12 protein-coding genes are annotated in these 14,965 nt (G+C 37.0%); 4 read left to right on the top strand and 8 right to left on the bottom strand.

Annotation, left to right across the window (positions count from 1 at the left end; all coding sequences use genetic code 11):
• Positions 1-53: 53 nt before the first annotated feature.
• Positions 54-1,526, top strand: coding sequence for a DUF389 domain-containing protein (locus Q0947_RS14545; RefSeq protein WP_299399364.1), 1,473 nt, complete (start codon positions 54-56; stop codon positions 1,524-1,526).
• A gap of 35 nt (positions 1,527-1,561) precedes the next feature.
• On the opposite strand, the gene Q0947_RS14540 is transcribed toward Q0947_RS14545, so the two are convergent.
• Together Q0947_RS14540 and Q0947_RS14535 are read right to left on the bottom strand one after the other, a co-directional pair.
• Complete coding sequence (locus tag Q0947_RS14540; protein ID WP_299399361.1) at positions 1,562-2,329, bottom strand: ATP-binding cassette domain-containing protein; 768 nt, start codon at positions 2,327-2,329, stop codon at positions 1,562-1,564.
• Positions 2,329-3,066, bottom strand: coding sequence for an ABC transporter permease (locus tag Q0947_RS14535; RefSeq protein ID WP_299399358.1), 738 nt, complete (start codon positions 3,064-3,066; stop codon positions 2,329-2,331). The genes Q0947_RS14540 and Q0947_RS14535 overlap by 1 nt, the downstream gene beginning before the upstream one ends.
• Positions 3,067-3,179: 113 nt before the next feature.
• On the opposite strand from Q0947_RS14535, the gene pafA reads away from it, so the two are divergent.
• Positions 3,180-4,847, top strand: a complete 1,668-nt coding sequence (gene pafA / locus Q0947_RS14530; RefSeq protein WP_299399354.1) for an alkaline phosphatase PafA — start codon at positions 3,180-3,182, stop codon at positions 4,845-4,847.
• Positions 4,848-4,849: 2 nt separating this feature from the next.
• Complete coding sequence (locus tag Q0947_RS14525) at positions 4,850-5,653, top strand: DNA/RNA non-specific endonuclease (RefSeq protein WP_299399352.1); 804 nt, start codon at positions 4,850-4,852, stop codon at positions 5,651-5,653.
• 1 nt (position 5,654) lies between these two features.
• Here Q0947_RS14525 and Q0947_RS14520 read toward each other — a convergent pair whose 3' ends face one another.
• From Q0947_RS14520 to gcvP, 3 genes are all read right to left on the bottom strand, one after another.
• A complete protein-coding gene (locus tag Q0947_RS14520; protein ID WP_299399348.1) occupies positions 5,655-6,836 on the bottom strand; it encodes a glycosyltransferase family 4 protein in 1,182 nt (393 codons plus the stop codon).
• A gap of 1 nt (position 6,837) precedes the next feature.
• Positions 6,838-7,896: a 3-oxoacyl-ACP synthase III family protein gene (locus Q0947_RS14515; RefSeq protein ID WP_299399343.1), complete on the bottom strand. Its 1,059-nt coding sequence runs from the start codon at positions 7,894-7,896 to the stop codon at positions 6,838-6,840.
• A gap of 183 nt (positions 7,897-8,079) precedes the next feature.
• Positions 8,080-10,929: an aminomethyl-transferring glycine dehydrogenase gene (gcvP, locus tag Q0947_RS14510; protein ID WP_299399338.1), complete on the bottom strand. Its 2,850-nt coding sequence runs from the start codon at positions 10,927-10,929 to the stop codon at positions 8,080-8,082.
• A gap of 191 nt (positions 10,930-11,120) precedes the next feature.
• Between gcvP and Q0947_RS14505 the strand changes: the two genes are divergently transcribed.
• The gene (locus Q0947_RS14505) at positions 11,121-11,879 is read left to right on the top strand and encodes a hypothetical protein (RefSeq protein ID WP_299399334.1); all 759 of its coding nucleotides are present in this window, start codon (positions 11,121-11,123) and stop codon (positions 11,877-11,879) included.
• Here the strand turns inward: Q0947_RS14505 and Q0947_RS14500 are convergent.
• The 3 genes from Q0947_RS14500 to Q0947_RS14490 all read right to left on the bottom strand — a co-directional run bounded on the left by Q0947_RS14500 (position 11,850) and on the right by Q0947_RS14490 (position 14,846).
• Positions 11,850-12,116, bottom strand: a complete 267-nt coding sequence (locus Q0947_RS14500) for a hypothetical protein (protein WP_299399331.1) — start codon at positions 12,114-12,116, stop codon at positions 11,850-11,852. The two genes, Q0947_RS14505 and Q0947_RS14500, sit on opposite strands and share 30 nt — an antisense overlap.
• A gap of 7 nt (positions 12,117-12,123) precedes the next feature.
• On the bottom strand, positions 12,124-12,678 hold the full coding sequence (locus tag Q0947_RS14495; protein ID WP_299399327.1) for a sigma-70 family RNA polymerase sigma factor: 555 nt from the start codon (positions 12,676-12,678) through the stop codon (positions 12,124-12,126).
• 134 nt (positions 12,679-12,812) lie between these two features.
• Complete coding sequence (locus Q0947_RS14490; protein WP_299399322.1) at positions 12,813-14,846, bottom strand: M3 family metallopeptidase; 2,034 nt, start codon at positions 14,844-14,846, stop codon at positions 12,813-12,815.
• Positions 14,847-14,965: the final 119 nt, after the last annotated feature.

Here is a 14,965-nt window from a genome sequence, read left to right as displayed (position 1 = left end):
TTTTATTAATTTAGGCAATTAAGGCGACGCTATAAAAAACAATAATTGAATTGATGGAAGAAAATAAGTTCAATTTTTCAGAGGAAGAAAAAGCAAAAGAACAGGATAAGGCTGTAGAAGCCTCTAAAGAAGCTGTCAAAAAGGACGCTAAAGGTTTATGGGTAAGTATTAAAACCTTTTTCAGTGAATTGTTGGATTTCCGCGAAGACACTGATAGAGATGCAACTTTAGCCGCCATAAAAGGTGATATCCCATTTAAAGGTGCAACCGCTTGGATTCTTATTTGCTCCATTTTTGTGGCATCAATCGGGTTGAATGCCAATTCTACCGCTGTTGTTATTGGAGCCATGTTAATTTCTCCCTTAATGGGGCCGATTTTGGGGGTTGGACTTTCTATTGCCATCAATGATATTGATACTTTAAAACGATCCTTGGTCAATTTGGTCATTATGATTGTTTTGAGTTTGACTACGGCTTTTTTATTCTTTAAATTCTTTCCATTAAGTGAGGATACATCAGAATTATTAGGACGTGTAAAACCAGATATTCGCGACGTGATGATTGCATTTTTTGGCGGATTGGCATTAATAATTGCCAGAACCAAGAAAGGAACCATCGCTTCTGTTATTTTTGGTGTTGCCATTGCAACAGCGTTAATGCCACCTTTATGTACTGCGGGTTACGGATTGGCAAAAGGTAATTTCCCTTACTTTTTTGGTGCCATGTACTTGTTTACCATCAATACTATTTTTATAGCGTTGGCGACGTTTATCGTTGTGAAAATATTAGGGTTCCCAATGTTGAAATACGCTAATTCTGCAAAGCGTAAACGCACTTCTAGAATTGCTACAATTGTTGCTATCGTCGTAATGATTCCTGCTATGATAACTTTTATAGATGTTTGGAAACAAAGTAAGTTTGAAAATGAAGCACGCGCTTTTATAAAAAATGAATTGGAAGGCTTGCCGCATGCGGATTATATTAAATCTAATGCCGTTCCTAGGTTTTCGAATGTAAAAGGGGAGCCTTCTGTTTTGGAATTTAACAGCTTTGGATTGGATCAAATTCCGGAAACTACAATTTCCGTTTTAAGAAGTCGCCTAAATGATTATCCTGCTCTTGCAAATGCGAAGTTGATATTCAATCAGAATCGATCTAAGAACATGGATAACTTGAGATACATGTCGCAATTACGCTATCGCGATTCGTTAGACTTATTGTCTCAAAGTCAAAAGATTGTGTTTTTGGAGGATAAAGTTAGAAAGCTTGCAAAATACGAAGCGCTTCAAATTCCTTTTGAAGACTTGACCAAAGAGGTTAAAATCAACTATGAAAATATCGATAGACTGTCCTATTCCAGCGTGATTTCATCTAACTTTAAAAAGCTGGATACCATCGCAGAGTTTACTGTACAATGGAATAAGAAAGTTAAGGAGGATGAAATTAACAAAGAACAAGCAAAGCTTGAACGTTGGTTAAAGCAAAAATATAAGATGGACTCATTGGTTGTAAAGCGCCAACGATAGGTTATCCAATATAAATGTGTAAGCGAAATAACGGACTATAAATCTTCGTCCAAATACATTTTTTGGACGCGTTTAAATAAATCTGACGAATACACAAAACCGGTAACCGCTTCGTTATCGGTTTTAAAAATATTTTTATTTGTTCCTTCCCACTCTTTAAGACCATCTTTTAAAAACACAATCTTCTCCCCAATTTCCATTACAGAGTTCATATCATGTGTGTTGATGATGGTTGTAATATCATATTCTTGGGTGATTTCCTGAATAAGATTATCAATAACCGTTGCCGTTCTCGGGTCTAGTCCTGAGTTAGGCTCATCACAAAATAAATATTTTGGTTGGTTAACAATAGCTCTGGCAATTGCGACCCGTTTTTGCATTCCTCCTGAGGCTTCACTAGGGAGTTTGTTATGTGCATCATCAAGATTGACTCTTTTTAATACAAGATCGACCCGATCTTCCATTTCGCTTTTGCTTTGTTTCGTAAACATGCGCAACGGAAATTTGACATTCTCAGCAATAGTCATGGAATCGAAAAGAGCACTGCCTTGAAATACCATTCCCATTTTTGCTCTTAATTCGCTTTTCTCGTCAGAAGTCAAATCAGAATAATCTTTTCCGTCATAAGAAATGGTTCCTTGATCTGGCGTAAATAAGCCAAGCAATGTCTTTAAAAATACAGTCTTTCCAGATCCACTCTGACCAATAATAAGGTTTGTTTTACCTTTGTCGAACGTGGTTGAAATGCCTTTTAAGATTTTAGCATCACCAAAGGATTTATGGATGTTTTTTACTTCAATCATTAGCTTAGCATCATTTGGGTTAAAATATAGTTTAATAGGATAATAGCCACACTCGTCCAAACAAAGGATGTGGTACTCGCTTTACCCACTTCTAAGGCGCCACCTTTCATGAAAAAGCCATGATAGGAAGGAATAGTTGCTAATAAAAAAGCAAAAACAAAGGTCTTAACAAATGCATAGAACATGTGAAAAGGAATAAAGTCCATTTGGATTCCTGCAATATAATCATCTAACGAAGCGAAGCCTCCAAAAACACAAGCCGCCATTCCCCCTAAGATTCCTAGAAACATAGCAATAGAAATCAAAAATGGATAAAGCATTAAGGCCACAAATTTTGGAAACACCAAATAGTTTATGGCATTAATTCCCATAACTTCTAAAGCATCAATTTGTTCAGTTACCCGCATAGTTCCAATACTCGAGGTGATGAACGATCCAACTTTTCCCGCCATAATAATGGAGATAAAAGTAGGGGCGAATTCCAAAATAACCGACTGTCGTGTTGCAAAACCTACTAGAGTTTTTGGAATTAGCGGATTGGTCATGTTCAAAGCAGTCTGAATGGTAACAACGCCACCAACAAAAAATGCTATAAAAGATACAATACCTATGGAGTTAATGATCAAATCATCAATATCCTTAAAAATAAGATGGCGCATCACAGACCACTTTGTTGGTTTGCGGAACATTGCCTTTATCATCAAAAAATATTGACCAATATTATGTAGGTAGCTCATATTAAATTTTATTACTGCTAAAGTAAAAAAAACTGTGTTGTATTTAACCTTTATTTAAATTTTTGATATTTTAAAAAGCTGTATTTTTGAAATTTAAACCTAACCAGATTAAAATGAAAGCGATTATTTCCAGCATTATTCTTACCCTTCTTTTTGTGTCTACTTTTCAAGCGCAACAACAGAATTCTAAAAACAAGACCAACAAAGGTACTACTATTAATGCGCAACCAAAATTAATTGTAGGCATTGTTGTGGACCAAATGCGTTATGATTATTTAACCCGTTTTAATGATAAATATGGTTATGGTGGCTTTAAGCGCATGATAAATGAAGGCTTTAATTGTCAAAATAATCACTTTAATTACGTCCCTACTTATACAGGTCCTGGGCATACATCAGTATATACGGGAACGACTCCAAAATATCATGGTATCATCGGTAATAACTGGTACGACAAAGAGATTAAACAATCTGTCTACTGTGCAGGTGACGACACAGTGCAGTCTGTAGGTACTACAGATGCTGCTGGGCAAATGTCGCCACGAAGAATGAAAACAACCACATTTACTGATGAAAACAGGCTTTTTACGCAAATGAGAGGGAAAACCATCGGTATTGCGCTTAAAGATAGAGGTGCTATTCTTCCTGCGGGTCATACTGCAAATGCTGCGTATTGGTTTCATGGTGCTGATGAAGGACAATGGATTACAAGTACGTATTATATGACTGAATTGCCGCAATGGGTTACAAAATTCAATGCCTCAAACCAGGTTCAGTCTTACTTGAAGGAGTGGAACACTTTATATGACATTAAGACGTATACTGAGAGTGGTCCTGATGAAAACACTTTTGAAGGTGGTTTTAATGGAAAAGAAACTGCTACGTTTCCTTATGATTTAATGGCGATAAAGACTAAAAATGGCAATTTTGATATTCTTAAAGCGACGCCATTTGGAAACAGTATTACTACTGATTTTGCATTGGCTGCAATTGATGGTGAGGCGTTAGGAAAGGATGAGTTTACTGATGTTTTGGCCATCAGTTATTCCAGTCCAGATTATGTAGGTCATAATTTTGGTGTGAATTCTAAAGAAGTTCAAGACACATATTTGCGTCTTGATAAGGATTTAGAGCGTTTGTTTAAAGGTTTGGATGCGAAAGTAGGAAAGGGTAATTACACTGTTTTTCTTACGGCAGACCATGCTGCGGTGGAAGTGCCTGCATATTTGACAAGTGTGAATATTCCGTCAGGATATTTTGATGGGAGAGTATTTAAAGAAAAATTATACGCGTTTTTAAAAGAGAAATATAAATCAGAGGAACTTGTTGAAACCATCAGCAATAATCAAATTTTCTTAAACAGAGCTAAAATTTCTGAAATGGGGATTGAGCTTGAAAATGTTCAGAAAGCCATCGTGAATGAAATTATAGCATATACCCATATTGATAAAGCATACTCAGGTATTTCAATGTCGCAGACTTCTTTTACAACAGGAATTGAAGAGTTGATTCAGAATGGCTATAACCAGAAGCGTTCTGGAGATGTTATCTATGTGCTTGATCCGGCCGTAATTTCTTATAGCCAAACGGGCTCTACGCATGGCTCTTCATTTAATTACGATACACACGTACCACTGCTATTCTTTGGCCATGGTATCAAACAAGGAAGTACGTATCAAAAAACACATATCACTGATATTGCACCTACAATTTCTGCAATTTTGGGTATTAGCTTCCCGAATGCAGCTACAGGTCAACCATTAGAATTTGTATTAGATTAGTTTTGAGAAAAAGAAAAGTTTACGGATTTGTCGCGTTACTTCTAGTTTTAGGAGTTTACGGCTATGAGCATTTCCTAAATCAAAAAGAAGTTACAGAGTTAGTTCAAGAAGGCGAACGCGTTAAGTCGGATACAAGAACTTTCTTCCTGCCCACAAGTACAACGGGACAGGTTGTTCATCATAATGGGTATTCGCTTTCCTATAGTGAACCACATGAACAGGCGGAATGGGTAGCTTATGAACTTAAGAAATCCCACCTTTCAAGATCTAAATTTGAGCGTCCTTATTTTGAAGTTGATCAGGCGGTAAAAACCGGTGCGGCAAGTTGGCGCAATTATAAAAACTCTGGATATGATCGCGGGCATTTGGTTCCTGCGGGAGATAAAAATTATAGTAAGGAAGCACATGACGAAACGTTCTTGACCAGTAACATATCTCCCCAAGTTCACGATTTTAATTCGGGAATTTGGAATGACTTGGAGCAACAGGTACGTCGATGGGCTAAAAAGTATGACGGCGTTTTTGTCGTCACTGGCGGGGTTTTAAAAGGCGACATGGAAACGATAGGAAATGAAAAGGTAGCAGTGCCTAATCAGTTTTATAAAGTGCTTTTTGATGCTACACATAATAAAATGATTGCATTTTTGATGCCTCATAAAGATTCTAATGAGCCGCTATATAATTTTGTGGTTCCTGTAGATTCTGTTGAGGTTTTAACCGGAATTGATTTCTTTCCGGCATTGGAAGATTCACTTGAAGATCGATTAGAAGCTTCGGCCGACTATAAAGGTTGGAAATTTAATTAGCCTATTGGTAGATTTTTAAAAATTGCCGATCTGCTTTATCCTGATAAAGTTCGAGCAATTTCTTCTTGCCGTTAGCACCAAGTTGTTTTCGTAAAGACTCACTTTCGATGAGTTGTTTTACGGCAGACTTAAATTCGGTTTTGGTGTCATAGAGTAAGCCACATTCTGAATCCTCAATGAGCTGCTGTTGTGCTTTGCACTTTGTAGCCAATATTGGGATTTCCCCATACATGTATTGAAATAATTTGTTGGCCACACCGGAATCGTGCTGTGCATTCACCTGAAAAGGTGCTAAACCAATGGTGATTTTCTTTAAATACGCAGGCAGATAGTTCACGTCTGACCACGGTATATATGTGATGTAATCTTTTAAAACGGGATGATCAATAAAGCTTTGAAAAGTTGCTTTATCTGCTTTATCGGTAGGGCCAATAATAAGAGTGTGGAATTTGGTGCCTTCTTCCAATAGTTCAATAATCCAAGGCAAAATATCCATAATGCCCCTGCGCTTCGCAACTACCCCAAAATAAAATAAAGTGGGAAGATCTGATTCAAAATCTACCGAATAATCCGTTTTTTCAAAGTCTTGATAACTTTCAAAATCGGGCATATTAGGATGCACGAAAATATTCTCAGGGTTTAAAAAAGGAAATCGTTTAATTAAATCGTCTTTAAAAGAATCGCTTAAAACAATGAGTTTGTCTGCATACCCTAAATAGTCGCCTTCCTTTTGATACCATTTTTTAGGTTGTACCACATGTTTTCGCCATCCTTTTATCGCCCATTCATAAGAGTTGATTGCGGCAGGATAGTTTTCATGTAAATCTAAAGTTAACGGAATAGCGCGTTTGGATTGTTGGATGCCTTTTCTAGCGGCTTTTGCTAAATATAAATCGTGAGCATGTAAAACGTCCAGATTGTTTTCTTTGATAAATTCAGCGATATGTTTTTGCCATAAAGCCTCGTAAAAGCTGAAATTCGTACTCAAAAGCACTAATAGATCTCGAACTTTTCTAGGAATACGAACCCGTTTTACATTTAGATCAGGATAACTTTTATAGGTTTTTTTAAAATCGAAACAGAGCACAGAAATGCTATGGCCCTCCTGTTGTAGCATACGGATTTCCTTTTGAACACGATGATCGTGATCAAATTCATTGTCTACAACAACACCAATATTCATTTTAGTATTGATAAACTATCGCATTAATATGCATCCCGCCACCAACACTGGCGAACATAATAATATCGCCTTTATTCAAGTTTTGGTTCTCTAATTTGTTATTTCTCACCAAATCAAAAAGAGTAGGAATGGTAGCGACAGAACTGTTACCTAATTCCTGAATACTCATTGGCATGATGCCTTCAGGGATTTCAGCGTTATAAAGTTTGTAGAAACGTTTTAATATGGCCTCGTCCATCTTTTCATTGGCTTGATGGATGAATATCTTTTTAAGATCAGTAATGTCTAAATTAGCTTTATCTAAACAAGTTTTCATAGCTAAAGGCACATGCTTTAATGCAAATTCGTAGATTTTACGCCCGTCCATTTTGATGTAACGCGTATCAGGGCATAAGTCTTTATTGTAAGAGTTTCCAAAAAACAGGTAATACGCTTCATCATAGGTATAGCTGCCCGTTTCATGTGCTAAAATACCGCCTTCATCATCTGTAGCTTCAATAACCGTCGCGCCAGCACCATCACTATAAATCATGGAATCACGATCGTGTTTATCAACTACACGAGATAAAGTTTCAGACCCAATTACCAAGCATTTTTTAGCAATACCCGCTTTTATAAAGGCATTGGCTTGAATGACACCTTCAATCCACCCTGGACATCCAAAAAGAATATCATAAGCCACACATTTCGGATTCTTAATACGTAAACTGTGTTTAACTCTGGAGGCTAAACATGGCAATACATCAGTCTGAATTGTATTGTGTTTTACATCACCAAAATTATGAGCCATGATAATATAATCCAATTCTTCAGGATCAATGTTGGAATTGGCAATGGCCTTTTCAGCCGCAAAAAATGCGAGATCAGATGAGGTTAAATGATCAAAAGCATAGCGGCGTTCGTTAATACCTGTAATGGCCTTGAATTTTTCAATGATCACAGGATTAGGTTGTGTAATGTTCGAACCGTCAACATTTAGAAATTGATGATTATGAAAGGCTTCATTTTTTTCAATACTTTCAGGGATGTAGCTACCGGTGCCAGTAATCTTTATTGTCATTTTCTTTGAAATTTATTCAATTCTCTAATGTACTTAATATTCGTTTTGCGTATGGCTAATTAGGATGATTTTTAGCGATTTTTGCCAAATTATAAAAAAAAACCATACTTCAAATATAAATCAATAATAAAGCGCCCATTAAATAGATTAAAGAGCGCTTTATGATAGTAGTAGATAGCAAAATTAAGCTTCCATATAGTCTTCAATAGGAGCACAGGTACATATTAAATTCCTGTCGCCATATGCATCGTCAACACGTCTAACGCTTGGCCAAAACTTGTTTTCTGCGATATAATCTAATGGATATGCTGCCGTTTCTCTAGAATATGGGAAATCCCACTGATCAGCAGTAAGCATTGCTAAAGTATGTGGTGCGTTTTTAAGAACGTTCTGAACATCATCTTTCGAAGCATTGTCTATTTCTTTTTTGATAGAAATCAAGGCATCACAAAAACGATCCATTTCCTCTTTGCTTTCACTTTCAGTAGGTTCAATCATCAATGTTCCTGCCACTGGGAAAGAAACAGTTGGTGCATGGAATCCGTAATCCATCAAACGTTTTGCAATATCAGTCACCTCAATTCCATTTTCTTTAAATGGACGACAATCTACAATCATCTCATGAGCTGCGCGACCACGTTCTCCTGAATATAACGTGTCAAAATGACCTTGCAGACGTTGCTTGATGTAGTTGGCATTCAAAATAGCAGTGGTTGTCGCTTTTGTTAAGCCTTCAGCGCCTAACATTTTGATGTAACCATAAGAGATTAAACACACCAAAGATGAACCAAATGGTGCTGCTGAGATAGCCGTAATTGCTTGGTCTCCTCCAGTTTTAATTAATGGATTGCCTGGTAAAAATGGAACTAATTGTTCAGCCACACATATTGGGCCAACACCTGGTCCGCCACCACCGTGAGGAATGGCAAACGTTTTATGTAAATTAAGATGGCATACATCTGCTCCAATATTACCTGGATTAGTCAAACCAACTTGTGCATTCATGTTAGCGCCGTCCATATAAACTTGGCCACCGTTGTCATGAATAATTTGAGTAATTTCTTTAATTGCAGATTCGTAAACACCGTGTGTTGATGGATAAGTAACCATCAAACAAGATAAATTATCTTTATGCTTAATCGCTTTTTCACGTAAATCATCAACGTCAATGTTACCTTCTTCCGTAGATTTGGTAACCACAACTTTCATCCCGGCCATAACTGCACTCGCAGGGTTTGTACCGTGAGCTGATGATGGAATTAAACAAATATTACGGTGTCCTTCGTTGCGAGATTCGTGATATGCTTTTATCACCATTAATCCTGCAAACTCACCTTGAGCACCAGAATTTGGTTGTAATGAAGTACCTGCAAAACCTGTGATTTCAGTCAGTTGTTCTTCAAGAGCTTTTAATACAATTTGGTAACCTTCAGCTTGTTCAATAGGACAGAATGGGTGAATACTTCCCCAATTTGGCCAACTTAACGGTAACATTTCTGCAGCAGCGTTAAGTTTCATCGTACAAGAACCCAAAGCAATCATAGAGTGGTTCAAAGACAAATCCTTACGCTCCAACATTTTGATATAACGCATCAATTCAGTTTCAGAATGGTGCTTGTTGAACACGTCTAAAGTCAAGAATTCTGTTTGACGTTGTAAGTCTGCATTGATGTTATTAGCATCCTCAATAGCTGTAAGGGTGATGGTTTCTTTCTCACGGTTCTCAGCAAAAATGGCAATGATTTTATTAGCATCTTGCAAAGACGTGGTTTGGTTGATAGAGATCGTTACCGTATCCGCATTTGGATAGAAGAAATTCACTTCATGACGTTCTGCAATCTTTTTGATGTTTTCTGCATTCGCTTCAATTTTGATGGTGTCAAAAAATGAAGTATTCTTTTGCTTATATCCTAATTGTGTCAAGGCTTTTGCAACGCTAGATGCTGTATTGTGTACTTTGTCTGCAATAAATGTTAAGCCTTTTGGCCCATGATAAACCGCATACATACTAGCCATAACCGCTAATAGCACCTGTGCAGTACAAATGTTTGAAGTTGCTTTGTCACGTTTAATGTGTTGCTCACGTGTTTGCAACGCCATACGTAATGCTCTGTTGCCGTTCATATCTTTTGTAACACCAATAATACGACCTGGCAAATCGCGTTTGTAAGCTTCTTTTGTTGCAAAATATGCTGCGTGTGGACCACCGTAACCCATAGGAATTCCGAAACGTTGCGTTGTTCCAACAACTACATCAGCACCAAATTTACCTGGAGCTTCTAATTTTACCAAACTCAAAATATCAGCAGCAACCGCTACTTTAATTTGGTTGGCATTTGCTTTTTCTATAAACGATTTAATGTCGCTCACCAATCCGTCTTTTCCAGGATATTGTAGGATTGCACCAAAAAATTCTGATGAGAAGTCAAATTCGTCTTTATTACCAACAACCAATTCAATACCGATTGGTGTTGATCTTGTCATTAACAATGATAATGTTTGAGGCAAAATAGCGTCAGAAACGAAAAATTTATTGACGTTATTTTTCTTTTGATCACGATCACGAACTGCGAACAATAAGCTCATAGCTTCCGCAGCTGCAGTACTTTCATCAAGTAAAGATGCGTTGGCAATTTCCATTCCGGTTAAATCCGTAACCATGGTTTGGAAATTTAAAAGAGCTTCCAATCTCCCTTGCGCAATTTCCGCTTGGTAAGGAGTGTAAGCAGTATACCATCCCGGATTTTCAAGTACGTTACGCTGAATTACAGCAGGTACAATAGTAGGGTGGTAGCCTAAACCGATATAAGATTTGAAGATTTTGTTCTTTTTTGAAAGTTCAAGAACGTGGTTGATATACTCATATTCCGTCATTGGTTCGTCAAGATTCAATCCGTTTTTCAATCGGATATCATCAGGAACAGTTTCAGAAATAAGTTGATCTAAACTGTCAACTCCAATGGTTTTGAGCATCTGATTTTGGTCGTTTTCATCAGGACCAATATGTCGAAGAGCAAAAGCGTTTGTATTCATTACAATATAGTTGTGTTTTGAAGCGCGAATTTACGGAAATAATGACCATTTTTAGTTAACTAAATCTAAAGTTTTTAACCAATTGAAAGTCTTATTAACACAATGCTTATTTTTGTAAGATGAAGCGTTTGAGGTCTTTATTTGATTTTTATATCAACAGTAGTTTCCACGTGGCCTTAGCGGTGCTTTCAATGACGTACGTAACACTTTTGGAACTCCAATTAGGACCCGATTGGCCGTTGTTATGCTTCGTGTTTTTCTCCACAATTACAGGTTATAATTTTGTAAAGTATTTTGGTTTGGCGAAATTCCACCACCGAAGCTTGGCAAAATGGTTGAAAATTATTCAGGTATTTTCATTCTTTTGCTTCTTGTTAATGCTGTGGTTTGCGTTGCAATTGGAGTATCAGACCTTAGTTTATATTGCCGTTTTTGCCGCAGTCACCTTTTTATATGCCATTCCATTTTTACCGCGGCATTTATTTATGGATAAAGGTCGGAACCTTAGAAATATCGGCGGATTAAAAGTATATGTGATTGCCTTGGTTTGGGCCGGCGTAACGGTCTTGCTTCCTGTACTAAATAAGGATGCTATTTTTAATATGGACGTTTGGATTACGGCGGTTCAGCGTTTTATATTGGTGATGTTGCTCATGTTGCCGTTCGAGATTAGAGATTTGAAATATGACAGCTTAAAATTAGCAACCATTCCGCAGAAAATTGGGGTAAAGAACACGAAAATTATTGGTGTTGCATTAGCAATGGTGTTTTTTATGTTAGAATTCGTGAAAGAAACACTAACTCTAAAACTCATCTTACTAACCTTAACAATTACTTTTGTAACGGTTCTGTTTATTGCGTTCTCCAATAAGAACAGGAAGGACTATTACAGTTCTTTTTGGGTAGAAAGTGTGCCTATATTATGGTTGCTGCTGCACTTTATTTTTTAGGTGCTTTTTTAATTGCGCCTCTAAAAGTTCGCGCTCACTGTGCTTTAAACATTCTACTTTAGAAGATGCAATGGCTTGTGTTAATTTGGTGTTACGGTCCACGTAGTGGCGGGTGGTGCGACAAAACAGACAGCGAAACATAAGTTTCATCTTTTCCCATAATGATGATTCCTTATATTGTGATTTATCACAAATGTGGAATGCCTCTTCTTTTGAAATAAATAATGATTTTAACATGCTTAAATTATAACCAGTTTTTTTCCATGCATTCTGCCATAGCAATCCTAGCGCGATGAATAATGACCCATAAGTTAGACGGAGTGATATTTAATTCATTACAGATGGTTTCCGTTTCATAATTTAAAATGGTTTTCAGTTTAAATACCGTCGCCTGCTTTTCAGGTAATTTATCCAAACAATCATAAATGGCATCACCAAGTTCAGTGTTTTCAAGAGTCTCCAATGCGTTTAAATAGCCTTCATCTTCTATACGTTCTTCAAGCCAATCGCCTTCATGTTCTTCAGTATTATTGTAGGTCATTCTGACTTCAGCTTGACCTTTATTGGAATTTATTTTCCGATAATAATCGATGATTTTCCGCTTTAAAATAGATATAAGCCAAGTGCGTTCGCTAGCTTCGCCTTTGAAATTTTTCATTGACTTTAAGCCTGCAAAAAAAGTGTCTTGAATAAGGTCTTTGGCGATATCTCGGTCATTAACCCTGGAAATGGTATAATTAAAGAGATAATCCGAGTAATGTTCAATCCACTTATTTGGGTCGATTTGATGTTCTGACATCTGTGTTTGTCGCTGTTTGTATCAAAAGTAGGTAATTAATTCCTAATTATGGAGCTATTTCATCAGCGCATTTAACGCTATAAATGATAAGTTTATCTCACACTACTATCGATACCTACGCTACACAAAATCCCTTATTTCTCAATAAGACCGGCACGTTTTAGTAATGCTTCTGGTTGCGGCTCTTTACCTCTAAAGCGTTTGTAAAGAATCATTGGGTCTTCAATGCCACCTTGCGATAATACATTGTCCTTGAATTTAGTGGCGACTTCTTTATCAAAAATTCCTTTTTCCTTAAAGAATTCAAAAGCGTCTGCATCCAATACTTCAGCCCATTTGTAGCTATAGTATCCTGAAGAGTACCCGCCTTGGAAGATGTGAGAAAATGAGGTGCTCATACAATTTTCTTTTACATCAGGAAATAACTGAGTGCCTTCAAATGCTTTCAATTCCTGTGCTTTTACATCCGTAATTCCTGTTGGGTCTGCTCCATGCCAGCTCATGTCCAATAGTCCGAAACTTAGTTGACGTAAGGTTTGCATTCCTTCATGAAACGCTGAGGAATCTTTTATTTTTTGTACTAAATCCATTGAGATGAGTTCTCCCGTTTGATAATGGGTGGCGAATAACTCTAAGGCTTCTTTCTCGTAACACCAGTTTTCAAATATTTGACTTGGCAATTCTACAAAATCCCAATAAACACTTGTGCCTGATAAACTAGGGTAGGTCGTATTGGCTAACATGCCATGAAGCGCATGGCCAAATTCGTGAAATAACGTTGTTACTTCATTAAATGTTAAGAGTGATGGTTTTGTTTTTGTTGGTTTTGTGAAATTGCACACGATTGAAATGTGCGGACGTTCATTTTTGTTTTCTTTTACAAATTGAGGTTTGTAAACGGTCATCCACGCCCCATTTCGTTTTCCTGATCTTGGGAAAAAGTCTGCATAAAAAATGGAGACTAATTCGCCTTCCGCATTTGTTACTTTATAGGTAAGGACTTCTTCGTGATATTTATCGATGGTGTCGATTTCCTCGAATTCAAGTCCGAATAATTTCTGAGCGACTTTAAATGCGCCGTCAATAACGTTTTCTAATTTGAAATATGGTTTAAGTTTCTCATCATCTAAATCAAAACGTTTTTGTTTTAATTTTTCTGCATAATACGCAGAATCCCATTTTTGTAAGTCGTTTATCCCGTCCAATTCTTTAGCAAACTCTTGAAGTTCCTCAAATTCTCTTAAAGCAGCAGGTTTCGCTTTTACGGCTAATTCTTCTAAAAACTCTTCAACCTTTTGAGGTGCTTTTGCCATACGCTCTTCTAAAACAAAGTGTGCATGAGTTTTGTAGCCTAATAATTGAGCGCGTTCAAATCGTAATTTTGCAATTTGTAACACGTTATTTTGATTGTCTAAAGCATCACCTTTAAAGGCTTTTTTGCCTGCAGCAATCGCTAATTTTTCTCTCAGCGCTCTATTGTCTGCATAGGTCATAAATGGAATGTAGCTTGGGTAATCCAAAGTAAACATCCAACCTTCTTTGTTCTTGCTTTCTGCCAATTGCTTTGCCGCTTCCATAACGCCTTCTGGCAATCCTGAAAGTTCATCTTCATTGGTGATGAGCATTTCAAAGTTGTTTGTTTCCGCCAATACATTTTCGCCAAATTTCAATTTAAGCTGGCTCAATTCTTTATCAATAGCGCGTAACTTTTGTTTTTTATCTTTTGGAAGATTGGCGCCATTGCGAGAAAAACTCTTGTATTGTTTGTCTAAAAGTGTTTGTTGCTCCACAGTTAAATCTAAACTGTCTTTACTGTCGTATACCGCTTTTACCCTTCTAAATAAGTCTTCATTTAGCGTAATGTCATTGCCAAATTCCGATAATAACGGAGAAACTTCCTGAGCAATTTTCTGAATGGTATCATTCGTTTCTGCCGAATTCAAATTGAAAAATATACTAGAAATACGGTCCAATTGTTGGCCAGAAAACTCTAGTGCTTCAATAGTGTTTTCAAACGTAGGATCAGCTTCCTGAGCAATGATAGTGTCAATTTCTGCACGTGCATCTTCAATGGCAATTTTAAACGCAGGTAAAAAGTCGGCGTCCTTTATTTGCGAAAATGGTGCTGTGTTATAGGTGGTATTAAATGGCGTATTTAAGATATTCATAGCAAATTGATTCTGTGGTGTAGACTTCTTGTAATTTGAATGCGACAATAAAATGTTGACAATCTGTTATTTATCATATTTTTTTCGATTTCAGAATAAAATATGCTGTACATTTGTCG

The organism is uncultured Gelidibacter sp., assembly GCF_947500795.1.
Taxonomy (GTDB): domain Bacteria; phylum Bacteroidota; class Bacteroidia; order Flavobacteriales; family Flavobacteriaceae; genus Gelidibacter.
The sequence above is the reverse complement of the archived record's forward strand: the minus strand, read 5'-3'. Positions and strand labels throughout refer to the sequence as shown.